General features: G+C 47.0%; 26 protein-coding genes and 1 pseudogene. 15 read left to right on the top strand and 12 right to left on the bottom strand.

Annotated features, from left to right (window positions below; all coding sequences use genetic code 11):
• Positions 1 to 5 precede the first annotated feature (5 nt).
• Positions 6 to 1,238 (top strand): GGDEF domain-containing protein, encoded by a 1,233-nt coding sequence (locus OGY15_RS18255; RefSeq protein ID WP_286540503.1) that lies wholly within the window; start codon positions 6 to 8, stop codon positions 1,236 to 1,238.
• A 12-nt stretch (positions 1,239 to 1,250) separates the two neighbouring features.
• Here OGY15_RS18255 and smrA read toward each other — a convergent pair whose 3' ends face one another.
• Positions 1,251 to 1,814 (bottom strand): DNA endonuclease SmrA, encoded by a 564-nt coding sequence (smrA, locus tag OGY15_RS18250; protein ID WP_151219318.1) that lies wholly within the window; start codon positions 1,812 to 1,814, stop codon positions 1,251 to 1,253.
• 213 nt (positions 1,815 to 2,027) lie between these two features.
• Here smrA and ogt point away from each other — a divergent pair, with 213 nt between their 5' ends.
• The 8 genes from ogt (at position 2,028) to uspE (ending at position 9,288) form a co-directional block, all read left to right on the top strand.
• A complete protein-coding gene (ogt, locus tag OGY15_RS18245; protein ID WP_151225496.1) occupies positions 2,028 to 2,543 on the top strand; it encodes a methylated-DNA--[protein]-cysteine S-methyltransferase in 516 nt (171 codons plus the stop codon).
• A gap of 194 nt (positions 2,544 to 2,737) precedes the next feature.
• Entirely contained in the window at positions 2,738 to 3,490 is a 753-nt protein-coding gene (gene fnr, locus OGY15_RS18240; protein WP_003020397.1) for a fumarate/nitrate reduction transcriptional regulator Fnr, read from the top strand.
• 416 nt (positions 3,491 to 3,906) lie between these two features.
• Positions 3,907 to 4,563 (top strand): thermostable hemolysin, encoded by a 657-nt coding sequence (locus OGY15_RS18235; RefSeq protein WP_151219320.1) that lies wholly within the window; start codon positions 3,907 to 3,909, stop codon positions 4,561 to 4,563.
• On the top strand, positions 4,544 to 5,986 hold the full coding sequence (locus OGY15_RS18230) for an AMP-dependent synthetase/ligase (RefSeq protein ID WP_286540499.1): 1,443 nt from the start codon (positions 4,544 to 4,546) through the stop codon (positions 5,984 to 5,986). Before OGY15_RS18235 ends, OGY15_RS18230 begins: the two co-directional genes overlap by 20 nt.
• On the top strand, positions 5,983 to 6,648 hold the full coding sequence (locus OGY15_RS18225) for an iron-containing redox enzyme family protein (protein ID WP_286540496.1): 666 nt from the start codon (positions 5,983 to 5,985) through the stop codon (positions 6,646 to 6,648). The genes OGY15_RS18230 and OGY15_RS18225 overlap by 4 nt, the downstream gene beginning before the upstream one ends.
• Positions 6,635 to 7,441, top strand: coding sequence for an SDR family oxidoreductase (locus tag OGY15_RS18220; RefSeq protein WP_286540494.1), 807 nt, complete (start codon positions 6,635 to 6,637; stop codon positions 7,439 to 7,441). Before OGY15_RS18225 ends, OGY15_RS18220 begins: the two co-directional genes overlap by 14 nt.
• On the top strand, positions 7,438 to 8,058 hold the full coding sequence (locus OGY15_RS18215; RefSeq protein WP_151219324.1) for a tetratricopeptide repeat protein: 621 nt from the start codon (positions 7,438 to 7,440) through the stop codon (positions 8,056 to 8,058). The genes OGY15_RS18220 and OGY15_RS18215 overlap by 4 nt, the downstream gene beginning before the upstream one ends.
• Before the next feature lie 279 nt (positions 8,059 to 8,337).
• Positions 8,338 to 9,288, top strand: a complete 951-nt coding sequence (uspE, locus tag OGY15_RS18210) for a universal stress protein UspE (RefSeq protein ID WP_151219325.1) — start codon at positions 8,338 to 8,340, stop codon at positions 9,286 to 9,288.
• A 46-nt stretch (positions 9,289 to 9,334) separates the two neighbouring features.
• On the opposite strand, the gene OGY15_RS18205 is transcribed toward uspE, so the two are convergent.
• The gene (locus OGY15_RS18205) at positions 9,335 to 9,595 is read right to left on the bottom strand and encodes a DUF2534 family protein (protein WP_003020403.1); all 261 of its coding nucleotides are present in this window, start codon (positions 9,593 to 9,595) and stop codon (positions 9,335 to 9,337) included.
• A 244-nt stretch (positions 9,596 to 9,839) separates the two neighbouring features.
• Here OGY15_RS18205 and OGY15_RS18200 point away from each other — a divergent pair, with 244 nt between their 5' ends.
• Positions 9,840 to 10,871: a mechanosensitive ion channel family protein gene (locus OGY15_RS18200; protein ID WP_187252360.1), complete on the top strand. Its 1,032-nt coding sequence runs from the start codon at positions 9,840 to 9,842 to the stop codon at positions 10,869 to 10,871.
• A 38-nt stretch (positions 10,872 to 10,909) separates the two neighbouring features.
• Here OGY15_RS18200 and OGY15_RS18195 read toward each other — a convergent pair whose 3' ends face one another.
• Positions 10,910 to 11,293: a VOC family protein gene (locus OGY15_RS18195; RefSeq protein WP_151219326.1), complete on the bottom strand. Its 384-nt coding sequence runs from the start codon at positions 11,291 to 11,293 to the stop codon at positions 10,910 to 10,912.
• A gap of 118 nt (positions 11,294 to 11,411) precedes the next feature.
• Between OGY15_RS18195 and OGY15_RS18190 the strand changes: the two genes are divergently transcribed.
• Positions 11,412 to 12,182: a DeoR/GlpR family DNA-binding transcription regulator gene (locus tag OGY15_RS18190; RefSeq protein WP_151219327.1), complete on the top strand. Its 771-nt coding sequence runs from the start codon at positions 11,412 to 11,414 to the stop codon at positions 12,180 to 12,182.
• Positions 12,183 to 12,190: 8 nt separating this feature from the next.
• Here OGY15_RS18190 and OGY15_RS18185 read toward each other — a convergent pair whose 3' ends face one another.
• From OGY15_RS18185 to OGY15_RS18145, 9 genes are all read right to left on the bottom strand, one after another.
• Positions 12,191 to 12,481 (bottom strand): Rho-binding antiterminator, encoded by a 291-nt coding sequence (locus OGY15_RS18185; RefSeq protein ID WP_187252359.1) that lies wholly within the window; start codon positions 12,479 to 12,481, stop codon positions 12,191 to 12,193.
• A 425-nt stretch (positions 12,482 to 12,906) separates the two neighbouring features.
• Positions 12,907 to 14,109 carry an MFS transporter gene (locus OGY15_RS18180; RefSeq protein ID WP_093954599.1) on the bottom strand — a complete coding sequence of 401 codons (1,203 nt, stop codon included), beginning with the start codon at positions 14,107 to 14,109 and terminating at the stop codon, positions 12,907 to 12,909.
• Between the two features lie 4 nt (positions 14,110 to 14,113).
• The gene (locus OGY15_RS18175; RefSeq protein ID WP_286540486.1) at positions 14,114 to 15,142 is read right to left on the bottom strand and encodes a zinc-binding dehydrogenase; all 1,029 of its coding nucleotides are present in this window, start codon (positions 15,140 to 15,142) and stop codon (positions 14,114 to 14,116) included.
• 37 nt (positions 15,143 to 15,179) lie between these two features.
• Entirely contained in the window at positions 15,180 to 15,698 is a 519-nt protein-coding gene (locus OGY15_RS18170; RefSeq protein WP_286540484.1) for a carboxymuconolactone decarboxylase family protein, read from the bottom strand.
• Between the two features lie 41 nt (positions 15,699 to 15,739).
• A complete protein-coding gene (locus tag OGY15_RS18165; RefSeq protein WP_220574224.1) occupies positions 15,740 to 16,222 on the bottom strand; it encodes an OsmC family protein in 483 nt (160 codons plus the stop codon).
• Positions 16,223 to 16,267: 45 nt separating this feature from the next.
• Positions 16,268 to 17,044, bottom strand: coding sequence for an SDR family NAD(P)-dependent oxidoreductase (locus OGY15_RS18160; RefSeq protein WP_278237980.1), 777 nt, complete (start codon positions 17,042 to 17,044; stop codon positions 16,268 to 16,270).
• Between the two features lie 179 nt (positions 17,045 to 17,223).
• Positions 17,224 to 18,528, bottom strand: coding sequence for an aromatic amino acid transport family protein (locus tag OGY15_RS18155; protein WP_058842680.1), 1,305 nt, complete (start codon positions 18,526 to 18,528; stop codon positions 17,224 to 17,226).
• A 144-nt stretch (positions 18,529 to 18,672) separates the two neighbouring features.
• The gene (locus tag OGY15_RS18150; protein ID WP_286540477.1) at positions 18,673 to 19,860 is read right to left on the bottom strand and encodes a mandelate racemase/muconate lactonizing enzyme family protein; all 1,188 of its coding nucleotides are present in this window, start codon (positions 19,858 to 19,860) and stop codon (positions 18,673 to 18,675) included.
• A gap of 244 nt (positions 19,861 to 20,104) precedes the next feature.
• Positions 20,105 to 20,884 (bottom strand): AraC family transcriptional regulator, encoded by a 780-nt coding sequence (locus tag OGY15_RS18145; protein ID WP_286540475.1) that lies wholly within the window; start codon positions 20,882 to 20,884, stop codon positions 20,105 to 20,107.
• 325 nt (positions 20,885 to 21,209) lie between these two features.
• On the opposite strand from OGY15_RS18145, the pseudogene OGY15_RS18140 reads away from it, so the two are divergent.
• The 4 genes and pseudogenes from OGY15_RS18140 (at position 21,210) to OGY15_RS18125 (ending at position 26,410) form a co-directional block, all read left to right on the top strand.
• Positions 21,210 to 22,134: pseudogene (locus OGY15_RS18140) on the top strand (LysR substrate-binding domain-containing protein).
• 359 nt (positions 22,135 to 22,493) lie between these two features.
• The gene (locus tag OGY15_RS18135; protein ID WP_278237983.1) at positions 22,494 to 24,923 is read left to right on the top strand and encodes a DMSO/selenate family reductase complex A subunit; all 2,430 of its coding nucleotides are present in this window, start codon (positions 22,494 to 22,496) and stop codon (positions 24,921 to 24,923) included.
• 10 nt (positions 24,924 to 24,933) lie between these two features.
• Positions 24,934 to 25,551 carry a DMSO/selenate family reductase complex B subunit gene (locus OGY15_RS18130; protein ID WP_000213087.1) on the top strand — a complete coding sequence of 206 codons (618 nt, stop codon included), beginning with the start codon at positions 24,934 to 24,936 and terminating at the stop codon, positions 25,549 to 25,551.
• 1 nt (position 25,552) lies between these two features.
• A complete protein-coding gene (locus tag OGY15_RS18125; RefSeq protein WP_278237984.1) occupies positions 25,553 to 26,410 on the top strand; it encodes a dimethyl sulfoxide reductase anchor subunit family protein in 858 nt (285 codons plus the stop codon).
• Positions 26,411 to 26,446 lie beyond the last annotated feature (36 nt).

Below are 26,446 nucleotides of genomic sequence, written 5' to 3'. Positions count from 1 at the left end.
TATCGATGAGCACAACCGAGATGCATTCACTGGATTTATTAACCTTTCCGGTATGGATTGTTTTGCCACATACCGAAGAGCTGGTATTCGCTAATAACGTTGCACGGGAGCTAATGCATGATCTCTGTTTTTCCCCGCTCCGCATGGGAACATTTTCAGCGCATGTTCAAAATGATTTAACCATGTATCTCAGCGACTTGCGAAATCTTCACCATATTGTGGAAATTCTCACGGTTTATCGCGAGGGTGAGGAGGCCGCGATGGCAAGTCGCCTCTCCATTAAAGTCCTGCCGGGTATGGGTGAAGTCATCCTTTTCGAAGGTATTGAAACACCTACTGCGCAGGGTCTGAAGGCGAGTCGTTCAGCAACCTACCAGCGGAAAAAACAGGGATTTTATGCACGTTTTTTCCAGACCAACTCCGCGCCAATGTTACTTATTGATCCGTCCCGCGATGGGTTGATCGTTGATGCGAATCTCAGTGCGCTCAATTTTTATGGATACACTCATGATGTGATGTGTCAGAAACATACATGGGAAATCAATATGCTGGGCCGCCGTATACTTCCGGTGATGCATGAGATCGCCCATCTACCCGGTGGTCATAAGCCTTTGCATTTTGTCCATAAACTGGCTGATGGGACTTCCCGTCATGTACAAACTTACGCCGGACCGATCGAAATATACGGTAATAAACTCATGTTGTGCATTATTCATGACATTACCGAGCAAAAGCGGCTGGAACAGGAGCTTGAGCGTGCGGCCATGCGAGATGTTTTAACGGGATTATTTAACCGCCGACATTTTTATCAGGTAACCGAGCCGGAGCAAACGCATGCGATATCATTGACGCAGGACTACAGCCTGCTGTTGATCGATACTGATCGCTTTAAAAGCATTAACGATCTGTTTGGCCATTTGAAAGGCGATGAAGTACTTTGCGCGCTGGCACGCACACTGGAATCCTGTGCACGAAAAGACGATCTTATTTTTCGCTGGGGTGGTGAAGAATTTGTGCTGCTTCTGCCGCGAACGTCGCTGGATGTTGCTCTCAACCTTGCAGAAGTGATCCGCGCGACGGTCGCAAAGGTGACTCTCCCTGGCCTTCCCCGCTTTACCGTCAGCATTGGCGTTGCCCGACATGAAACGAACGAAAGTATTGATGAATTATTCAAACGCGTTGACGACGCGCTATACAAGGCCAAGCACGAAGGCAGAAACAGAGTCTTGGCCGCCTGATGTATACGTTGATTAGCGACTGCGCTTCGCGTGACGCTCCCAGTTTTCCTGTTTTGCCTGCGCTGTTTTACGTAATGCCACATAGCATGCCCCGCTGCCGCCGTGATGCGGCAATGCGGTGCAGTAGGCCTGCACATCGTCAAATTCTGTCAGCCAGCGCGCCACATAACTGCGAATAATATTGGCATGAGCGTTATCGTCACGCCCCTTGCCATGTATCACTAACACGTTACGTAACCCATCCTGCCGTGCCTGCAAAATAAAACTGAAGAGCATCTGACGGCATGTTTCAACGGGTTGGCGGATGAGATTAAGGCTCGCCTGCTGCGGATATTTTCCGGTTCGCAGTTTATCTGTCACACCGTGCTGCAAACCTTCGCGCCGAAAAGCCAGCGGCTCGCTCAACGGAACAATATCGAGAAACCCCGTAGAGAGAAAGTTATCCAGTTGAAGCGTGTCGATACGCGCCGGGGTGCGAATATTACGCGTTGGCTGCCAATGTACATCGGCGGAGCCCTTCAGCGGTTGAACATCCCCCATCGCATCAAGAAACAGCGAATTATCATCCAGGTTCATGTTTCATCCTCCAGCGAATTACGACGAACGTTATCATAACCGCGCACTATTATACCGACAACGGTTTACGATTATTTCCAGTAATTCACCCGCTTGACTCCACTGAAAAGATCTACTCATAACATGCAGATATCCGTTTTTAGGGGTATAGCTGCAACGGTCAATGGCGTGATAATGTGTCACCTCGCCTGAACGCTGTAATGAGAGATACGGATGCTTAACTTACTGGAAGACATCATCGACACACCGCTTGGCCCGCTATGGGTTATTTGTGATGAGCAATTTCGCCTGCGCGCGGTGGAATGGGACCAACACAGCGATCGCATGGAACAATTGCTGGATATTCATTACCGCACAGAAGGCTATAAGCGTATGGCCGTCAAAAATCCAGGCGGACTAAGCGATAAGCTGTCGGAGTATTTTGCCGGGAACCTCAGCATTATTGATTCGTTGGAAACAGCAACCGCTGGCACGCTTTTCCAACGCGAAGTCTGGCAAGCATTGCGCACTATCCCCTGTGGACAGGTCATGCACTACGGTCAACTTGCCGAACAACTGGGACGTCCAGGCGCCGCCAGAGCTGTCGGAGCGGCTAATGGTTCAAACCCGGTGAGCATTGTGGTCCCCTGCCATCGCGTCATTGGACGTAACGGCACCATGACCGGATATGCCGGCGGCGTGCAACGAAAAGAGTGGTTATTACGTCACGAAGGCTATTTGTTACTCTAGATCCCAGGCAATTAATGCCTTATTCATCACACTTCCGTACAATGCGATCCTAAATTAAGTGTTTTCAATCAATAAGATACAATCATTTACCTCAGTTATGCCTGAATTATTCTCTCTTGGGAGTAGCTCAGACTTACGCGCTCACCAAAAAGATGTTAAAATTGACAAATATCAATTACGGCTTGAGCAGACCTATGATCCCGGAAAAGCGAATTATACGGCGCATTCAGTCTGGCGGTTGTGCTATCCATTGCCAGGATTGCAGCATCAGCCAGCTTTGCATCCCGTTCACACTTAACGAGCATGAGCTTGACCAGCTCGATAACATCATCGAGCGCAAAAAGCCTATCCAAAAGGGGCAGACGCTCTTTAAAGCAGGTGATGAGCTAAAATCACTCTATGCTATCCGCTCCGGAACGATTAAAAGCTATACCATTACCGAGCAAGGTGATGAGCAAATTACCGGTTTTCATCTGGCAGGCGACCTGGTTGGCTTTGATGCGATTGGCAGCGGCCATCACCCGAGCTTTGCCCAGGCGCTGGAAACCTCGATGGTATGCGAAATTCCTTTCGAAACCCTTGATGACCTGTCCGGTAAAATGCCGAACCTGCGTCAGCAAATGATGCGTCTGATGAGCGGCGAGATCAAAGGTGACCAGGATATGATCCTGCTGTTGTCAAAGAAGAACGCAGAAGAACGTTTAGCGGCCTTCATCTATAACTTGTCCCGTCGTTTCGCCCAACGCGGATTCTCCCCTCGCGAATTCCGTCTGACGATGACCCGTGGCGATATTGGTAACTACCTCGGTCTGACGGTTGAAACCATCAGCCGACTACTAGGACGTTTCCAGAAAAGTGGCATGCTCGCAGTGAAAGGTAAATACATCACTATTGAGAATAGCGACGCACTGGCCGTTCTTGCTGGCCACACGCGTAACGTTGCATAATCTTTCCGCAAGCATCGTAATTATCCTTCTGTCAAATCGCTAAATTTCCTGATTTACCGATCTGGCAGAAGGTTCTCCCCTCTTTCAATGATTTACCGATTATTTGATACACATAAATTTCGATGGGCTCAGACAATAGTGCTATTGTTTCGCCCAAAACCCGCCCCTACGTCTCAAAATGCTCCCAAAAGTACCGTTAATTATTCCCTGTCAGCTTGACGTAATATCTTGCAGTTAAAGCACCGAAATCATGACTACCCATTTACAGAATGTACTTCCGCATAAATACATTCTGTTTATTCGGGTTCTACACATTATTGTCGCGGTATTGGATTCAATTACCAGGTTCATGCTCAACTTAATGTTAACATAATGTTGACTCGCCATACTGAAAAGACGCTAAAAGAGGTCTTCCTATGCGAATCTTATCTCCTTATACGTTGCGCTGGCTTCCTGGTGAACGTGAGCAGAATGATATTTCAGTGTTTATTCGTGAAAGTTATTCTCAGTTTTATCATGCATCTCTTCCGCGTTGCATGCCATGGTTACTTGGAATGTTCGATGCCAACGGAGAATTAAAAGCAGCATGTGGCGTCCAGCCAGCCTCAATGGGTACGCTATACCTCGAACATTATCTTGATGTCCCGGTTGAAGCCGTGCTGTCTGCACGATTGTTACATCCCGTTTCACGTGACTCAATGGTTGAAATTGGTAATTTTGCCGCGAGCGACGGGGCTAGCGCCCGAATAATGTATGCGGCGCTATGCCTGCTTCTCAATCAATACTGCTATTCGTGGATTGTCTTTACCGGAACTAAAAAAATACGCAATACCTTTTTCCGTCTGAATCTTCAGCCAGTCACATTGATGCCTGCTGACCCGACAAGGCTTGGCGAAGCTGCGCGTGAATGGGGGAGCTATTACGAACATGACCCACAAATTATGGCGGGAGAGTTACATGGTGGGCAAACCACACTGAGTCAGACCAGCCTGTTGCTGGGAATGTTTGCTGATCCGCCTGCTGCTCCCTGGATAACCCCTTCCGGAGGATCTTATGTTTCTGAACATGCTTGAGAAACAGGTTACGCTTCAGCCAAATGCCCTCGCCCTGCAGGGAGACTCTCGCTCGTGGAGCTGGCAGCAATACCATGAAGCCGTTAAGGCAGTGGCCGAACAATTATCTTCCCTCAAGGTAAAACGGCTGGCACTTGAAATGGATAACAGCCCTGAATGGGCGATCATCGATCTCGCATGCCTGGTAAGTGGAGTGGTAATCATCCCTGTCCCCTCCTTTTTCAGCGGGCAACAGAAAGCCTGGGTACGATCATCAGCCTCTGTGGATGCACAAATCGGTGGGGAAATCCTGGCGGATTGGCAGGAACACGATTTTGTACTCGGAAGACTGCAAATCCGTGCAGTAAAGGACCCCGTGACTCTGCCGGCAGGAACGGCAAAGATAACGTATACCTCCGGTACAACCGGAGAGCCAAAAGGCGTCTGTCTGAGTCTGGATGGTATGGTATGGATGGCTCAAACGTTAGCAGGCGCACTGCAACCCCTGAATCTGGAAAAACACCTGGTGACACTGCCCCTCAGTATCCTGCTGGAGAATCTGTGCGGCGTTTACATCCCTCTGCTACTTGGCGTTGAGACGGTGATTATCCCGCCCTCCCGGATTGGGTTTGAAGGTTCCAGCCGCTTTAATCCAGTCCAGTTTCTTCAGGCGCTGACCACCTGGAACCCACAAAGCCTGGTGCTGGTACCGGAGTTGCTACGAGTGTTACTGCATCTGCACAAGCAGGTACCGGGCAGTACGCAATCTTTACGTTTTGTCGCCGCAGGTGGCGGCAAGGTTCCGGCTTCATTGCTGACAATGGCGATATTGAGTGGCTTACCAGTATATGAAGGGTATGGCCTCTCCGAATGTGGCTCTGTCGTTGCCCTCAATCTTCCCGACGCCATAAAAGAGAACAGCGTCGGTCGGCCATTGCCTGGTATCCAGATCCATGTTGATGACCAGCAACAATTGTGTGTCACCAGCCCGGCCAACGCGTTGGGGTATCTGGGAGCCGCGCCCGCCTCCCCCACAGTTGCTACCGGCGATCTTGGCAGTGTTGATGACCACGGGTTTGTTAGTATTCAGGGACGCCTGAAGAACGTGCAGATAAACGCCTTTGGTCGTAATTTTTCACCTGAATGGCCTGAGGCAGAGGCCATGGCCTGCCCGGCTGTACGCCGAATCGTGATTTTTGGCGAAGGCTTAAGGCATAACGTTGCACTCGTCGATGCCGTCGACGGGCAACAGACGCAGGCCCGCGAGCAACTACTGGCCGTTTCTGCTCGACTGCCTGATTATGCGCAGTTCCATCGTTTGTTATTCACTTCAGCTATTTCAGAGCCTGGCATGCTCACTGCAAATGGCCGCCCACGCCGGGAACTCATCCGGCAATCCCTCTGGCAACATATTCTCACCTGTAGTGAAGAGGAGTCATCATGAGCTTTTATAACAAATTACAACAACAGACTGAGGCCGAACGCCGCAGTTTACTCTCCTCGCCTGTCATCGCGCGCTGCCAGGCTGGTGATATCTCGCGCGACCTGTATATCGCTTTTCTGACACAGGCTTACTATCACGTCAGCCATACCGTCCCCCTGTTGATGAGTGCTGGCAGCCGCTTGCCAGCCTCACATGAAGCTGTTCGGGGCGCGATTGCTGAATATATTGACGAAGAGTACGGGCATCAGGAATGGATCCTGAACGATATTCAGGCTTGCGGCGGTGATGCGCAAAGCGTTCGCAATGGCACTCCAGGGATACCGATAGAAATGATGGTTGCCTGGCTCTACTACCGCATTGAACGGATCAATCCTATGAGTATTTTTGGCATGGTACAGGTACTGGAGGGAACCAGCGTATCTATTGCTACCGCGATTGCAGCCCAGGTGGAACGGACACTGGGGCTGCCAGAACAGGCGACAACCTACCTGCGTTCACACGGTGAACTTGATCAGGGGCATCTTAAGTTTTTCGCCTCACTTATGGATACCGTGACTGACGAAGCCGATCAGGCAGCCATTATCTATGCTGCTCGTCGTGTCTATCGCCTGTACACAGAGATGCTTAATCAACTGGGGCAGACCACGCATGAACCTGCATGATAAAACCGTTCTGCTGACTGGCGCCAGCGGTGGTATCGGACAAGCGCTGGCGCAAAGGCTGGCGCACAAAGGAGCCAGACTGTACCTGGTAGGACGAAATGCGCAGGCAATGATGCTTCTGAAAGAAACGCTTCCCAATCCGGAACGGCATCATATTGCGCTGATGAACAGTTATACTGATGAGGAAATCGTCGCGCTGGCCAGCAGATTCAAAGATGAGAACAAACTGGATATCCTGATCAACAATGCCGGAACCAGTCGTTTTGCACTGTTTGAACAACAGTCTTTTGAGGATATTCGGGAACAGATTAGAACCAATATCGAAATCCCCACCCTGTTAACCCGCGCCATGCTGGATAAGTTTAATCCGCAGGGCATCGTCCTGAACATTGGTTCGATATTTGGTGAAATTGGTCACCCTGCCTGGAGCGTGTATAGCGCCACCAAGGCAGCCACGCATCGTTTCTCGGAGGCGCTGGGGCGCGAATTAAAGGGGAATGGTATCTGCGTACTGTATGCCGCGCCGCGCACCACCGAAACTACGCTCAACAGTGACGAGGTTTACGCGCTTAACCGCAAACTGGGTAATGGCAGTGATTCCCCGCAATTTGTCGCCATACGTCTGGTGCATCTCCTTGAGACAGAGCAGAAACTCTACCGCTTCGGCGTGATGGAGCGTCTGTTCGTAAAAATCAATGCCTGGTTTCCCGGTATAGTAGACAACGCGCTGGGTAAAAAATTACCCGTGATCCAATCCTATACCCAGAGCTTATTCAAAGGTGAAGACAAATGAAAATTTTGAAAACGTTGCTGCTGACGGCAGCTTTTCCCGTCTCTGCCATGGCGACTACCACACTGGAAAATCTCCAGCACGACTGGTCAGTTTGCCAATATCAAACCCTTGAAGCGAAAAAAGAGAGCTGCTTTACCGCACTGAGTCAGCGGGCCCATAGTGCGAGTCAGGCGAAAAATAATGCTGATGCATCATTGCTTATCTGGTCGGCGATTATCGACAGTAGCTGGGCGGGGGCTAAAGGAGGGCTGGGTGCATTGAGTCTGGTCAAACAGGCACGTAGCGATTTGGAAAAAGCGATCAGCATCGACCCCAATGCTTTACAGGGATCTGCCTGGACCAGCCTTGGGGCGCTGTATTATCAGGTTCCCGGCTGGCCGATTGGGTTTGGTGATAAAAACAAAGCCGACGAAATGCTGAAAAAAGCACTGGCGATCAATCCTGATGGCATCGATCCAAACTATTTTTATGGCGACTTTTTGCTAAAAGAGAAAAAGACTGACGAAGGAAAACGCTATCTGGAAAAAGCGCTTAAAGCACCGCCTCGCCAGGGGCGTGAGATTGCCGACCAGGGACGCCATCGTGATATAGCAAAAGACCTGGAAAGTATTCAGTAAATATACAAACCCTTGCCTTCTATATCCTCCGGCAGACTACGCTACAACAGAAGGATCAGATCATTATACTAAATAACCGTATGCCGACAGCGCTACACCAGGATGCCTAAAACGGACACAAATTCGGAGGAAAGTCGTTTAGTTTTAGCAAGATGTGAATAAAATATATAAATTTTCCCAATTTATTGATCTGGCAGGAGGTTATCCCCTGTTTCAATCCACATTATTGGGTTACTCTTTTAGTTACAAACTGCGATGACAGTTGTAAGGAGACCCTGTATGGCTATGTACAAAAATATGCTGGTCGTCATCGATCCAAACCAGGACGATCAACCAGCATTAAGGCGAGCTGTTTATCTGCATCAACGGATTGGTGGCAAAATTAAGGCCTTTTTGCCGATCTATGACTTTTCCTATGAGATGACTACGCTGCTGTCGCCCGATGAACGTACGGCAATGCGTCAGGGAGTTATCAGCCAACGAACGGCATGGATACGTGAACAAGCGAAATACTATATCGAAGCAGGGATCCCTCTTGAGATAAAAGTGGTCTGGCACAACCGTCCCTTTGAAGCCATCATCCAGGAAGTTATCAGTGCTCAGCATGACCTGGTCCTCAAAATGGCGCACCAACACGACCGCCTCGAAGCCGTAATTTTCACCCCCACAGACTGGCATTTATTGCGTAAATGTCCAAGCCCGGTATGGATGGTCAAAGACCAGCCATGGCCTGAAGGGGGTAAAGCTCTGGTTGCGGTCAACCTCGCCAGTGAAGAGGCTTATCACAACGCGCTCAATGAAAAACTGGTCAAAGAGACGCTGCAACTGGCAGAACAGGTTAACCATACCGAAGTACATCTGGTGGGGGCCTATCCCGTGACGCCAATCAACATCGCGATTGAACTGCCTGAGTTTGACCCCAGTGTTTACAACGATGCGATCCGCGGACAGCACCTGCTGGCGATGAAGGCGTTACGTCAGAAATTCAGTATCGATGAGAAAATGACGCATGTTGAAAAAGGTTTACCTGAAGAAGTTATTCCTGATTTAGCCGAGCACTTGCAGGCAGGTATTGTCGTGCTGGGTACCGTCGGTCGTACCGGTATTTCGGCCGCGTTCCTTGGTAACACCGCGGAACAGGTTATCGATCACTTACGCTGCGACCTGTTGGTTATCAAGCCGGATGAGTATCAAACACCTGTTGAACTGGACGACGAAGAAGACGATTAACCGCGTAACACATGCCGGATGACGATATCATCCGGCATTTCAACACCTAGTGCTGCTCCTCACCGCCGAGGAAATAAATACCAAGCGGGATAGCCAACAAAATCGTAAACACCATACTGTAGACACAAATCATTGCAGATTGAATGGCGTACATTGAGGCGGTCCAGTCGGATAGCGGAATGTCATACTGTTCAATAACGCCACCGATCGTCGCTCGCGTCACGACCGACGCTGCGATAATAAACACCCCAAGCAGGCACAACAGAAACTTCCGCCCCTTTGCTGTCTTCAGCTTAGCCATGATCATAGTACTGTCCTTTTGCAGATGAAAACCTTGTTACTTTGCGCTAACAATACCATGACATCAACTGACTGTCTGCTACATAAACCATACACAGGGTTGACGCCAGCGCGATTTCGCCGAAAATAGCGCTAATTGCATTATTTTTCTATCCTGGAGAATAATGCTCTGATCGCCTGAACTGAGTAAAATATTCAAGGATTAGGATATCAGATGATATTTCGCTAACACGGAGCTGCCTGGAAGAATCATGATCGCTGAACTGTTTATAAATAACGCGTTTAATTTGACAGTAATTCTCAGCTGCTGTGCCGCACTGATCCTGATGAGTGTCTGGTATCATCGAGGAGAGCGACGCTGCAAAGGATTCATATTTCATGCCGCGCAATTTTTTATCTATGCCGTTATCATTGGGACGTTTGGCAGTATTGCCAATAACATTATCGAAAGTTACAGCCTGAAATTTATCTCCTCCAGCGTGGTCGATTTTATCTGCACCTCGTTGATTGCGCTGATCCTGACCACCAAACTCTTTTTGATGATTAATCAGTTTGAAAAAACGCAGATTAATAAAGGCAGAGATATCACCAGTGCGAGGATCCTGTCGCGTATCATTAAGATTACCATCGTGGTCGCTATCATTTTGCTGTACGGCGAGCATTTCGGCATGAGCTTATCCGGCCTGTTAACCTTCGGCGGTATTGGCGGCATCGCTGTAGGTATGGCGGGTAAAGACGTTCTGAGCAATTTTTTCTCTGGCATTATGCTCTATTTCGACAGACCGTTTAGCATCGGCGACTGGATCCGCTCCCCGGACCGTAATATTGAAGGCACGGTAACAGAAATCGGCTGGCGAATGACCAAAATAAAAACCTTCGATCATCGCCCGCTATATGTACCAAACTCGGTTTTCTCTTCCATCAGCGTAGAGAACCCGGGGAGGATGACTAACCGACGCATCAAAACGGTGATCGGGTTACGATATGAGGATGCTGATAAAGTCGGTAACGTTGTTGAATCAGTCAGACAAATGTTGCAAAACCATCCTGGAATAGACCAGAAACAAACTCTGTTGGTTTATTTTAATGAATTTGCTGATTCATCATTGAATATCATGGTGTATTGCTTCACGAAAACCACCGTCTGGCAGGAGTGGCTCGCAGTACAACAAGACGTTTATTTGAAGATAATTTCGATAGTCCAGGCAAACGGCGCCGACTTTGCGTTCCCAAGCCAGACGCTCTATATGGAGAACTCCACCACACAAGCGTCTGCCAATTAAAATGATGATACGGATCCTGCACCAAATTTTTTAAGGGATTAGGCTACTATCTCAATTAAATTTCCATCAGGATCCTGTATCACTGCTTCGTAATATCCGTCACCAGTAGTACGTGGGTCAGAGACTAATATCCCCTGTTCTTTTGCCAGTGTTGCCATAGCATCAACATTTTCTCTCCCCCCCACTGACATGGCGAGATGCACCCATCCTGAAGTGTTATTGTCAGGAGTTCGTTGTGTCAATCCAGGCTTCGTCATTAACTCAATCGCAATATCCTCACCAATAGTGACAAAATAAGATTCAAATCCAGGATTGGTTTTACTGCAGTATTTTTCGTTGATCTTTGCGTCAAAAAACGTAACCCAGAACTGCGCTTGCTGTTCAAGATCCCGTGTCCATAGCGCCATATGCGCAACTTTCATAGCGAACCTCTCTCATAATATCTACTACAGGACGCCCCTTTAAGGGGTGTTGACATCGTGAACCATAATGCACGATTATGCTTGTTATTGCTCGATGTTTATTTTTTCTGGAGTACACATGCTCGATTACGCCGCATTTCCGGAACAGCGCCAGGCGCTCATTTATCAGATCCTGCAGGAAAACGGCAGGGTCATCTGTTCCGAACTCGCCAGCAGGTTGGGCGTTTCAGAACACACAATCCGCCGCGACCTGCATGAGCTGAGTAAAGATGGCGTATGTAAAAAAGTCTATGGCGGCGCAGTCATTGCCCTCCCTGAATCCGAAGACATCAGCGTGCGTAAGCGTATTAATGTGGCGAAAAAGAGCAATATCGCGCAGAGATGCGCCCGGCTGGTTAAATCAGGAAGCTGCATTTTTATCGATACGGGCAGTACCAATATGGCAATGGCTGAAGCCCTGCCCGCCGAGCTGGCGCTAACCGTGGTGACAAATTCACCGGAGATTGCCGCCGTTTTACTAAAAAAACCGCTATTTGACGTCATTATACTGGGCGGTGCAGTACAGCGATCTTCAGGAGGATGTGTGGGGGCCGCCGCTATTGCACAGGTGCAGGGTATTTTATTCGATCAGGGATTTATTGGCGGTTGTGCAATGTCGCCTGAACCCGGCTTAACGGGATTTGATTACGCGGATTGTGAGTTCAAAAAAGCAGTGATCAAGCAGTGCAATGAAACTATCGTCGCGCTGACAGCGGAGAAGATCCCGGCTGTCGCCCGTTATGTCGTCACCGAAAGCAGCAATATCGATGTGATTGTTGTCGAGGATAATATTAGCAAAGAGTATGCCACGGCTTTCCAGGCGCACGATATTCGTATTTATACCGTATAACATCTGTACTACAGTTCTTTCTTTATGGCTCGCTGAAAACTCACCGTGCTAAATAGCGCCCCGGGCGTCAGCGCAGTGATCGTTGACAGGTGATCCAGACGTATTGTTTGCTGGTCTTCATCGTGCTCCACCAGCAGAAATTCTTCTTTATCCGTTGTGGTACACGTCGTCAACGCTTTGGCATCAAAACATCTGCTATCCGTTAGCTCAATGCGTAACCAATAGTGGTACAGGCAAGCGATTTCCAGATAATCATGAAGATCGCAATCTATCGGATAATATTTTTCCGTCGCTTTCATCACTCCACCTTGCCTTGTCTGTTCGGGAAATGGCTAACACCACGTCCCGAACGTGCCTGCAATATTAGTGTTTGGTTATGTACTCGTCCTGTAACACCTTGTCTGATAATGGTTTTTTCTTATCTGCAAAAAACCAACACCGTCATTTTTACCGCAGGCAAAAAAGTTTTCCGTTTTGTGATCTAGCAACGCTTTCAACAAAACGCTTTAGTCCATAGAGATAGCGTCACGAACACCTTCCAGGTCCGGCCAAAAACGGAATGCGTCCTCACGAATAATGGCAAGAATGATACCAGGGTGCCCTGTTGCTCTCTCAACCCAGGGATAAACACCAAAAAGCCGAAGCTCGAATTACGATTGCGTGTGTCGTTCCCCTCATTATCCCATAACTTACACCGGTTACCTTCCCGACACTGAGTTAAACATCACTCATGCTTTACGACAACTGTCTTACGATCCCCTTTTAAGATACACAGGAATGCAATGCCAACAGGGATAAGTGAACCCCACAATACGGCATTCCAGCCATAAAGATTCAGCAACGCACCGGATGAAAACGACCCGACAATCATTACGCCAAATACCACAAAATCATTCAGGGACTGCACCTGAGTCTTCTCTTCGGGGCGATGATAATCAATGATCTTCGCTGAAGCGCCAGTAAAGCCAAAATTCCAGCCAACTCCCAGTAATATCAACGAGAGCCAGTAGTGGAAGATATCTGTTCCGCTGAGCCCGGCAAGAACAGAACCAGCCGTGATAAGCAATCCAGTTGCTGAAATCCGCATAGCGCCGAAACGGTTAATCAGCCTGCCGGTAAAGAATCCAGGACCATACATAGCAATAACGTGCCATTGAATCCCCAGATTGGAGGCTTGTTGAGAGATTCCATGCATATGCATTGAAAGGGGAGCGGCGGTCATCAGGAAATTCATCACCATATATGCAACTGCGCCACTGAACACGGTCTTCAGGAAACCTGGCTGCCGAACAATTTCCTTCAGAGAACGCCCTCCTGATTTGGCTGTCACAGTTGGCTCGGCAGGAATCACGCCCTTAAGAATGAAAGCTGAAATAGCTGCTACCAGAGCCTGAGCTATAAAGGTAATAACAAATGTGTGTGGTGGCAGAAGATTCATTGTTCCCGTCACCAGCATTGGCCCAATGACACCAGCTACCACGCCGCCCCCCATTACCAGAGATAATGCACGGGCTCGCCTTTCGGATGTCACTCCATCCGTTGCAGCAAAGCGAAAACTAAGCGCCACTGCAGCGTAAGCCCCTCCCAGGAAAGCGGCAAGGCAGAATAGCAAAAATGAACTAATAAAAACCGCAAGGGCAGCAATCAAGCCAGTAATCACTCCGGCCCCCGTCCCGACCATAAATGCGGCTTTACGTCCCTTTTTTTTCGCCAGTGCGCCAAAAGGAAGAATGCAGGCGGCCATGCCCAGGACAAACATGGTGATGGGGAATGTGGACAGAGCGCCGCTGGGAGCTATGGCATTACCAACAATGGCACCGGTAGCGTAGAAGACAACAGAGTTAGCCCCGGCAAGCGCCTGAGCCGCAGATAAGCGAATGATATTATTATTCTGCGCAGCCACTGGCAGTGTATGTTCCAATGTCATTAGTTTAATTACCCTGATTCATGGTGAGTACAATCCGATAGCGTGCCTTTCCTGCTTTTAGCCTGTTAAGTGCGTCATTTGCCTGTTCGAAAGGCATAAGCTCAGTAATTGGCAGAGTCTGAAACAGATGGCTGAAATGTAATGCGCGCTCAGTTTCCGCAGGAGTACTGATAAAAGATCCAGAAAGAGAGCGCTCAGCGCCAATTAACATACCAGGCATTATCTGCATTGGCTTTCGCCCCGTACCAAGGAGAATAACTTTTCCTTGTGGTGCCAGGGCAGGAACCACCAATGAAATGGTTTCTGAATCAGGTGCTGTAGCCACAATAAAATCTGCTCCTCCCAGACTTTTCAGTCGTTCAGTCACATCCTCACGGTGGCTATCAATATAGTGATGACTACCCAATTCCCGCGCCTCAGCTTCATTTTCATGCCCACGGGCAATGCCAACAACTTCAAACCCCATTTTTCGCGCATACTGAATTGCCATATACCCCAGACCTCCAATACCCAGAATTGCCACTTTGTCGCCTGCTCTGGCCCCCGACTTTCGCAGTGCATTAAAAGTCGCAGTCCCCGCGCAGAGGACAGGTGCGGCATGGACTGAGGACAATTCTGAAGGTATGTTAATCAATGCGGTATGCCGAATAACGACATACTTCGCATAGCCACCATCGCAACTGAGACCGGGTGTTACCTGGTTTTCACACAGATGAAAAAGCCCGTTACGACAGGGTTTGCAATACTGACAGTAGCCGCCCAGACGCCCCACACCCACGCGCTGTCCAATATTCCAGTGCTCCGGTACGGCCTCGCCTTTACTAGCGATATGCCCGATAATTTCATGTCCTGGAATGCGTGGAGGGTTTAAAGCCTGTTGTGGTTTTTCACAGTCAGGAAGATCGGCTCCACAGACACCGCATACATCAATTTTAATCAGTACTTCATTGAAACCGGGAATTGGCATCGGCCTTTCAACCAACTCCAGCATCCCAGGAGAAGTGATCTGCATAGCACGAAAAGTTGTTTTCACGAAAAGTTACCTGTAGCGCGCAGTTCTGACAGTGTTGTTATATGGCGAGGGCGACGAGAAAACGTGACACCATGTTATAAGCGGCAACAGTTGCAACAGCCTCTACCGTCTCTTTTTCACCCAGCCGTTTTTTGAGCCCTTCAATAACCCCTTCTTCCACAACAACATCATAGGTGGATTGATCGGTAAGACTGATTAACAGCGACTCTGTCACATCAAACAGAGATGAAATATCTGCTAACTGCAACGCATTCGCTTTTTCAGGTGTACCACCCGCATCAAGATAGGCCGGATAATGCACATTCCATTCAAACTCAGCTTTATTTAGCCATGCCACACGCAGCATGATTAGCTCTCTGTATTCAAGATTCAGAGAAAATGCCTGGCGGACACGGACTAACAGTTCATTCCAGCCGGTCGCAAGAGGAAAGCTTTTCAGTAATACACGATCAATACCAATTAGATTACCGCCGGGGCGACGCGCCTTTATCGCCTCGAGAAGTGCCTGCTCTACAGGTTCTCCGTCTTGCCAGGGTGTAACGCGAGGGGTCGTCATAATGTGTTCCTATTTTTATTTTGAGTACAATGGTCATTGCCTCAGATCAGAATTAGATCGCCTTCAATCGTCATGTTTTGTGCCAGAAGCCATCTGTTTGGAGAGGCACTAATAACCCGGCAATGGATCTGCTCAAACTGGCGGATATTTCCATTTCCACTGACACGAATAACGTATTGAAGCCTATCAGAGCTATTATCTGCGGATGATTGGCAACGCGCGGATATATTTGTCATGAGTTCTCCGCACGTCTGAATTTCAAGATACGTAAGGATGATCCCAACCTGCTCTGCCTCATGAGCAAAAGCAGCTGTCATACAGGCATTAAAAGCAGCCAGCATGAGTTGCTGAGGATTCGCAGCCAGCCCTTGTCCGCCCAGCATTTCAGGTTCATCTGAATCAATAACATAATGTGAAGAGGGTTGAATTTGTTCCCCGATAATGCACGATCGGCAGCATGTTTGGCTGGCTTTGCCCCCCTTCCACGTCGTTACAAGATCATATTTCGCAACGTCGTGTTCCATATAACCTCCTGCGCCGCACACGGTTGTCCGCGTGCGGCATTGTTATCAGGCGTTACGACCGGCCATCACACCACCGTCGATATCCCAAATCGCGCCAGTAACCCAGCCTGTCTTGTCAGACAGCAGGAATGCTACCGTTTCAGCTATATCAACCGATGTCCCTACACGACCAATCGGATGGAAGCTATCGAAGCTGTTCATGACATCCTTCACATCGTCTTTAGGGATAAAACCTTCGTAAATCGGTGTATGTACGACCGCAGGAGAAACTGCGTTCACACGAATCCCGTTGCTGCCCAACTCAATCGCCAGATTTTTAGTCAACGCATGAAGACCCGCTTTTGCCATGGAGTAAGCTGAAGACGGTGTAGCGCCTATAGCTTGCTGTGCCCACATAGAGCCAATATTGACGATAGATCCCTTGATACCTGCCTCAACCATATTGCGCACAACATCACGGGTAATGAAGAAAGTGGCACGGTTAATGCTCATATACATGTCGTAATCGGAAGCTTCATGCTCGGTAAACGGTTTCGGGAAGAACACGCCAGCCGCATTCACCAGCAAGCTAACGTCTTTATGCTCTGCATTGATGGTATCCAGCACATGTTTCATTCCTTCTTCGGTCATCAAATCGGCAACAATAATGGCAACCTGACCTTCTGCCGCCAGAGCCTGACGGGCTTGCTCTGCTTTGTCCTGGCGATTGCCAATCAGCACCACGCTACCACCGTTTTTCAATACCAGTTTCGCTGTTTCGAAACCCATACCGCTGGTACCACCTACTACTAACAATTTTTTACCTGTAAATAATGCGCTCATCGTTAACCTCTTGAAGGATTGATTACTGCTTTTGTGTGAACGAATGATGGCATCAACGACGAGGACTGACGAATCAGAAGATTTTGCTGGCCGCTAAAGAAAATCTATCTCGCAATTAGCAACATCTAAGAGCCAGATTATCTCTTAGATGTTATACCGTTTAAGGACTTGTAAAACCTTTATTTTTCAAGGAGCTTAAATAATGGTGATACAACCAGCATAAAGCCCATAAGCGATACGAAAATCACCGCAGGGGATTTATATTTTTGTAAAGATGGCACTCGCCAGATCAGGTAGCATGGAATAAGGCAAGAAACTAACCCAAAGGTTCCCACAGTCCATTGGAGTAAAGCCATTGTAGACACATCGGCAACAACCCATCCCCAAAGAAGAACGATCGCAGTAAGTGTAACCAGATAAGGGAGAAAATTATTAAATTTCTTACCACGTACAATGAAGCGGTCTGCAATATTGATAATAATTCCTGATAATGCATCGTAAAAACCGAGATAAATACCGAAAAAAGAAGTTAAAATAGCAGAAATACTTAATAAAACTGATAGTACTGGTATAAATCCACCAGTGTTTTCAGGGATAATCTTTGCCATCAGCGCTAGAGCTGAGGTATTTTGAGAAATCCCCATCTCTGCTTGCTCAGGTGTGGTCGAAAACATAAATGAAAACGCAAAAAACAGGACAGACACAACAAGGATAATATATGCTATTCGACTTGCCCGGAGAGCGCGAAATGTAGCGATTTTAGGGTCTGATTCAATTTTTCTGAATGCAATATTCATTGGATTAAGAACCTGAATAAATACAATCGAAAATAATGCAAAAGGGAGAGAAACCAAAACATCTCTCATTAAATCAATTAAACTGTCAGGGCTTGTCATACTGACATTATTGATGTTCCAATAAGGGACCATCAATGCACCTAACACAATTATAACCATGAGTTTAAATACAATAAATGGCCCAGAAATTTTAAAGAGCAAACGTTCCCCACGAGAGGCAACCAGAACCATTGCTACCAACAATACCAGAGGAAACCATAACGTATCGGATAGTGAATGTTGAGTAACACCAAAACGCTGCAAATAACTCGATGTATCATTAGTTATAGTAGCCGCATAACCCAACATCCCCTTCAATATTGTAAAAAAATAGAGAAAGCTCAAAAAAGCCCCCCAGTTTCTCCCTAAATATTGCGTTATAGTTCCCGCATAATCTGTCTGTTGTGTTTCGGAAAGAGAGGTAATATACAATTTTGTTAATAGATAAACTATAGGATATGTAATGAGTAATGCAATCGCAGTTGCCCAAAAACCTTTAACACTCATTTGCAATGGCATAAATACAATTCCGGAGCCAATTGCCATGCCGATACACATGATTACCCAACCGACATCATAAGAAGTAAATGGGATTTTATTTTTTCCAACATTTTCCTTAACATTGTCTAATGCCATTTCTTGTTTCATTTATTAATAAACTCCAGGACAGATGTTCAGTAGGCAAAGCTTTATATTAGATCTTATTACTTAGATCATATGGGAAGAAAAGATTCTGCTATCAGATCTATTTCCCCATACTATTTAATTAGCAAAAATTTATTTTACCAATAATTATTTTTCACAGATGGTTACTATATTCATCCGTTTTTCGGCATCTTTTCTAAGTGTCATACCAAAACCGGGGGTTACAGGAACAGCAATTTTTCCATTTACTGGCTGTAAATCTTCTTCAAACAACTCCCGGTTACAAGATTTAAGATTAAAAGAGTGGTGCTCATGGATCTCAAAATTTGGAATAGCTGCTTCAAATTGTAATGCCATCGCGATAGCAAGTGGCGAACCACAATTATGCGCCTGAACCCCGACGTCAAAAGCATGTGCCAAATGAGCGATCTTCATACCTTCTGTGATACCACCAACCAGGCCAATATCAGGTTGAATCATGTCGATGGCACCTTGTTGTAGATACGGCAGGAATCCCCATCGGGTATATAATCGCTCCCCTGTTGCAACAGGAATGGATGATTCCCTGGAGACTTTTATTTGCGCCTCTGGACTATTGTAGTGGGTAGGTTCTTCCATGAACAAAATATTTAAATCAGAAAAGTGATCGGCAAGCTGTAACGCTCCGGAAGTTGAAGTAAGTGAATTCCATTCAATAATGATGTCACACTCCTCACCAATTCCTTCACGGACCGCCTCCATACGAGAACGCGCCAGTTTGCGTTCGGCTGGAGTAAACACCCCCCGTTTACGAATACGTTCCCCATTAGCATCAACATAAACAGGGCAAAGCTTCACGCAATCATAGCCTTCAGCTCGCGCAATTTGTGCTGTTTCTCGAAATTCAGCAGGATCGTTAAGCATCAATGATTCATCGGTCCAACCAAAGTGAAGCTGGCTCGCATAGCAACGCAAAGGTTCTGGTGTTTTTGCTCCCAGCAGGCGATGAACCGATAAGCCTGCGGCTCTGCCTTTTATATCCCAAAGTGCCGCATCCAAAGCGCTCATAGCCCCAAATATCACGGGTCCTTCCCCTAAGGCCCAAAATGAACGCTGTCGCATGATTTCCCATAGCGTTTCAGTATCATTAGGGTCCTGTCCCAGAAGAAAACGTTCAGCAAGTATACGAATCATCGGAGCAATAGCCTCTGATGCCGTACCATAAGCAAGGCTCGCTTCCCCCATACCAGAGATTCCTTCATCAGTATGTATTCGCACGTAAATTGGTCGCCACAAATCAAGTCCATTTTGCCCGGACAGATCAATTTCAAGTGTTTCTATCTTCGTAATCTTCACTCTAAAAACTCCTTTAGATAAAAATTTTCATCTGGCCGAATTTATCGCCCTGACTTTTGTTATTACTAAGTTCTTTCATTTATATATTATTTGGTACCGGAAAATTCTATACGCCTAATAGTTACTTTGTCATTTCTAAAAAAAGACAGATGATGTAGAGCAGCCGCCATTTATGTTACAGCGAAGAATATAAAAATTAACATACTTATTCAGTGAGTGAGGCAAGTCACATTTATAAAAAAAACTAATACCTTTTCTTCATATAATCCAGAGGAGCATGTCCCATAGTAAGATGAAATGCATAAACAAATGCAGAACTAGAGCTATATCCTAATTCTATCGCTGTTTCTGTTACTCCTTTACCACAGTCGAGTAACTCAATAGCTTTCATTAACCGCAGACGTTTTTTCCAGGAACGAAAACTCATTCCTGTTTCGATAGTAAAACGTCTTGATAATGTACGCTCCGACATTCCCAGTTCATGGCACCATTCTTCCTGTGATCGTGTATCCGAAGGGTTTTCGCATAATGATTCACATATTTTTACCAATGATCGATTTTGAGGCCAGGGTAAAATAAATTGAGCACTACGAACATTTTTCAGATGGTATAAAATTAACTGTATTAGTTTCTCTATATAATCTTCATCATTTATTCTTCTGTCTGATATTTCTAAGATAAGCGCCTTAAGGAATGGGGAAACATCAAAAATGGTGGGTTCCGATATGTCAAATTGATTGTGAGCATCGTTAGCTATCCATAAGCTATTAAAATAAGCTCCTTGTGATGAGCCGACCTGATGTTGAGTTCCCGCAGGCAACCAGACAGCCTGTAATTTCGGTGAAATCAAAAATGATTGTTCAATTGTTTTAACCATTAAATCACCTGCTGTCGCATAAACGACCTGATGCCATTTGTGCTTATGCTCAGGAAAATAATGATTTGCAGGTATAAATTCTTTCCGTATGGTTAACGGATTCGGAGCGGTGATATGGTGCGCTATATTCAGTGAAGTCCATTCCATAATATCGCCTAAAATATAAAATTATTACATTAAATATACTGTCACTGTTAATGAATGCACACCAATGAAAAAACATTTCAACATCAAATAGAATAAATTACTTGACTGATAAAGCAAAACACGATAATGAGATTTTTATATCAGCATCACAGATGCCAGAAAAAAATCATCATAAACAAAGAAATAAATCATCAGCTTATTATTTTATTCAAGATAAGCAAAACAACGTTTATTCGGTTCCGCATGAGTATTTAGATTGAAAATTGAGGAAGAAAATCTATCTCGATCACGTATACTAGTTCCATCGTATGAGATGGAGAATAAAATGCGTTCGCTTAATCGCTTGAAATGGCTGCACGCTTTCGAAGCAACTGCGCGTCATGGTAGCTTCACAGGTGCAGCCAAAGAGCTAGGCGTCACCCCAGCAGCTGTAGGACAACTGGTTCGGGCTCTTGAAGACTGGGTAGGCCACCCCCCTTTTGCACCGGACACGTTCTGGTAAAGAAAGGCTCACGCTCGTGACTGAGGCTCAGGATGCGCTTAAAGAGATCACTCAAGGGCTCGATAGCCTTGAGTCAGGACTTAATAAACTGCGCGGTCGTCAGGCTCGATCCGTCGTCATCCTCACGGCCTCACAAGTTCTGGTGATGAACTGGTTAATGGAAAAATTAAATCGTTTTTCCGAAACGCATCAAAATATCGAGCTACGCCTGAATGTGACGGAAAAACTCATGGATGTGGCTCACGGAGAGGCAGATATTGGTGTTCGTTGTGGCAAAGGAGACTGGTCGGGGGTAAATAAGACATGGTTAATGGATGAGGAAGCTGTTCTGGTATGCAGCCCACGCATTGTACCGCCTGAGAAAATTACGTGTGGCGAATGGCTGGCAGAACAAAAACTCATTCATGATGATACCCTGCACCCTGGTGCAAATTTTCCTTCATGGGAAGAAGTCTTAGCAGCAACGCAAGCTCCAGCTACGCGTTATACAGGATTGCATATTAACTCTACCTCAGCGGTTATTATGGCCACGCTTAGCGGCCAGGGTGTGGCAATTGTCCGCCGTGCGCTGGTTGAACAGTTAATTGCCACAGGACAACTGATACAACTTCATCCAAATATACGCTGGCCGCTAACATGGTCCTATTACATTGTTACACCACAAAAAGCAGTGATGCGTCCTGAAGTAAAAGTTTTTCATGACTGGTTAATTAATGATATTTTGATTAAAAATAGCCCAACCTCCTGAATTTCAGGAGGTCATCCTTTTAATTTTAGTGACAAAAGCCATCAAAGGCTATTTTTCATACACTTAAGATAGAAAATCTTTACTGCCACTAAAGTTTATCTCCCTTGCCCGTGACATTATCCACTTCGATAATACCCACAATGAAGTAAAGGGTTCGTTTTCAGAATAGAGAAAAATTTGAATTTTACTCGTAAGGTAAATAGCTCAAACTTTCTTCGCCCTTAACTCAAATATATTATATAAAACCAGCCTAATGTTAATTAATATCATTCATTATTACACAAAAATGAATATTGATATTTTAACACTGGCTATTTTTGTATGCTTTTCAAACAATGTCATAATAACAGGTGAACGTAATGGATCGTTGCGAGGAAGAACGGTTAATCGAAGTTCCTGTCTCCCGGAGAAAGCTAATTCAGGCTGGGGCAACAACAGGACTAATGGCCGCAGTGGGAGGATTATCATTACCATTCAGTTTCACAAGTCAAGCCGCGAACAAAACCGCTATCGTCGAAGATAAGGCCGTCTGGAGTTCCTGCACAGTAAACTGTGGAAGTCGCTGCCTGCTTCGATTGCATGTAAAAGATGATTCTGTTTACTGGGTAGAATCTGATACCACAGGCAACGATGAGTACGGAAACCATCAGGTCCGGGCCTGCCTTCGTGGACGCTCCATTCGTCGTCGTATGAATCATCCTGATCGATTGAAATATCCCATGAAACGCGTTGGTAAGCGCGGAGAAGGTAAATTTGAGCGGATATCCTGGGATGAAGCACTGGATACTATCGCGGATAATCTGAAACGAATTATTGCAAACTATGGCAATGAAGCAGTACATATTATTTACGCCACAGGTGTCGCTGGCGGAAATATTACTAAATCATCAATGCCCTTCCGCCTGATGAATTCCTGCGGTGGCTTTTTAGGTCGTTACGGAACCTACAGTACTGCACAAATCACAGCGGGCATGAATTATCTCTATGGTGGCAGAAGCGGAAACAGCCCGGATGATATCGCTAATACTAAATTGGTTGTAATGTTCGGAAACAATCCAGCCGAAACACGCATGAGCGGCGGTGGTGTTACCTATTATGTTGAACAAGCGCGCGAACGCTCCAATGCGCGGATGATCGTTATCGATCCTCGCTACAACGATACCGCAGCCGGACGAGAAGATGAATGGCTCCCCATTCGTCCAGGAACGGACGCCGCCTTAGCTGCAGCACTTGCCTGGGTTCTCATCACCGAAGATATGGTAGATAAACCCTTTCTTGATAAATATTGTGTAGGCTATGACGAGGTTACGTTACCAGCAAGCGCACCAAAAAATGGTCATTATAAAGCTTATATACTCGGCGACGGTCCGGATGGTATAGCAAAAACACCTGAGTGGGCAGCTCAAATCACAGGTATTCCGACAGACAAAATTATTAAGCTGGCGCGTGAGATCGGCCAGGCGAAACCAGCCTATATTTGCCAGGGATGGGGGCCACAGCGTCAATCAAACGGAGAACAAACGTCAAGAGCCATTGCAATGCTCGCCATTTTGACCGGCAATGTCGGTATTTCTGGCGGCAACTCTGGCGATCGAGAAGGCACCTTTGATCTCGGTGTTGAAATGTTTTCCCCTCTAAAAAATCCTGTTAAAACTGAAATATCCTCCTTTACCTGGACCGAAGCTATTGAGCGCGGAACTGAAATGACCTCTACTCGTGATGGCGTACGAGGTAAAGACAAACTGGATGTGCCAATAAAATTCATGTGGTGCTACGCCAGCAACACGCTGATAAATCAGAACAGCAATATTAGTCGCACACATGAAATTTTGCAGGATGAAAATAAGTGCGAAATGATTGTCTGCATTGACCATTTCATGACTGCCTCAGCAAAATATAGCGATATTTTACTCCCTGACCTGATGCCTACTGAGCAGGAAGATCTTATCCCGCATGAAGAGGCTGGGAATATGGCATATGTTATTTTGGGACAACCATCAACATCGCCAAAATTTGAACGCAAGCCCATTTACTGGACAATGAGTGAAATAGCAAAACGTCTTGGACCTGATGTTTACCAGACCTTTACCGAAGGCCGTACACAACATGAATGGGTTCAATATCTTTGCGCCAAAACGAAAGAACGTCATCCCGATATGCCGGATTATGAAGAGATGAAAACGGCAGGTATTTATAAACTTAAATGTCCGGATGAGCATGTTGTCGCGTATAAGGATTTTCGCAAAGATCCTATTGCCAATCCCCTTAAAACACCATCGGGAAAAATAGAAATCTATTCTGAGCGACTGGCCAATATCGCAAAAACATGGGAACTGAAGCCTGATGAAGTCATCGATCCTTTACCCATTTACACTCCAGGCTTTAATGGCTGGGAAGATCCAGCTCGTCGCAAGTATCCATTGCAAATGACCGGGTTCCACTTTAAAGGCCGCGTACATTCAAGCTACGGCAATATTGATGTTCTGAAACAGGCCTGCCGACAGGAGATTTGGATAAACCCCATTGATGCCCGGGATCGTGGAATCAAAAACGGAGACACCGTTCGGGTATTTAATCAGTATGGCCAGACGTTGATTCCCGCAAAAGTCACACCGCGTATCATGCCTGGCGTTACTGCTATGGGCGAGGGAATGTGGCTGAATGCCGATATGTTTGGTGACAAAGTCGACCACGGTGGCTCAATTAACATCCTGACAACACATCGCACTTCACCGCTGGCAAAAGCTAATCCTTCGCACAGTAATCTCGTTCAGGTCGAAAAGGCATAAGGAGTAACCGATGACAACCCAGTATGGATTTTTTATTGATTCCAGCCGTTGCACCGGTTGTAAAACCTGCGAACTGGCCTGCAAGGACTACAAAGATTTAACCCCGGACGTCAGCTTCCGTCGCATTTATGAGTATGCGGGTGGTGACTGGCAGGAGAATAACGGCGTCTGGCATCAGAATGTCTTTGCCTATTATCTCTCTATTTCATGCAACCATTGTGCCGACCCGGCCTGTACCAAAGTCTGTCCGAGCGGAGCGATGCATAAGCGGGAAGACGGTTTTGTGGTGGTGAACGAGGATGTCTGCATTGGCTGCCGCTACTGCCACATGGCCTGCCCGTACGGCGCGCCGCAGTACAACGCCGCCAAAGGTCACATGACCAAGTGCGACGGCTGCCACGACCGGGTGGCGGAAGGCAAGAAGCCGATTTGTGTCGAATCCTGCCCGCTGCGCGCGCTGGACTTCGGGCCGATTGACGAGCTGCGTAAGAAACACGGCGAGCTGGCGGCGGTAGCGCCATTGCCGGGTGCGCACTTCACGAAACCGAGCATAGTGATTAAACCTAATGCCAATGCACGTCCGTGCGGCGATACCACTGGCTATCTGGCCAATCCGAAGGAGGTGTAAAATGGGAAATGGATGGCATGAATGGCCGCTGGTACTGTTTACGGTACTGGGACAGTGTGTCGCGGGTGCGCTGGTTGTCAGCGGACTTGGTTGGCTGGCGGAAAAAAACGATCCGCCCGCCAGGCAACGTATTGTACGCGGTATGTTTTTTCTTTGGGTGGTGATGGGGCTGGGCTTTCTGGCGTCAATCATGCATCTGGGTTCACCCATGCGGGCGTTCAACTCGCTCAACCGCGTCGGCGCGTCCGGATTAAGTAATGAAATTGCCGCAGGGTCGATCTTTTTCGCTGTCGGCGGTTTCTGGTGGCTGGTGGCCTTTCTGGGGAAAATGCCAGAAACGCTTGGTAAACTCTGGCTGCTGTTCAGTATGGTGCTCGGTATAATCTTCATCCTGGCGATGACCCGTGTTTATCAGATTGAAACCGTCCCCACCTGGTATACTGGGTATACGACTCTCGCGTTTTGCCTGACAGCAATCCTCGGCGGCCCACTGTTTGCCGCACTCCTGTTCCAGGCGTCCAGAGTCCCCTTTAGCAGCACAATATTTGCCAGCATCAGCTTACTTGCTCTATTGGTCTGTATTGCTGTCATCGCATTACAGGGTATGGCTCTGGCCAGCATTCATAGCTCAGTACAGCAGACCAGCAGTCTGATACCGGATTATGCTGTATTGCAGGTCTGCCGTGTGGCGCTTCTTGTCATCGGCCTGGGCTGTTGGATCTGCCCATTGGTGCGTCGCAAAGAGCCACATATCGTTGGGTTACTACTGGGTCTTATCCTGGTGCTTGGCGGCGAAATTTTAGGCCGCGGCCTGTTTTATGGGCTACATATGACTGTCGGTATGGCAGTGGCAGGTTAACAAATTAGTGCGGGGAAACCCGCACTTTACGGAATG

Origin of the sequence: Citrobacter sp. Cu231, from assembly GCF_030332265.1 — a bacterium.
Lineage (GTDB): Bacteria > Pseudomonadota > Gammaproteobacteria > Enterobacterales > Enterobacteriaceae > Citrobacter > Citrobacter meridianamericanus.
The sequence above is the reverse complement of the archived record's forward strand: the minus strand, read 5'-3'. Positions and strand labels throughout refer to the sequence as shown.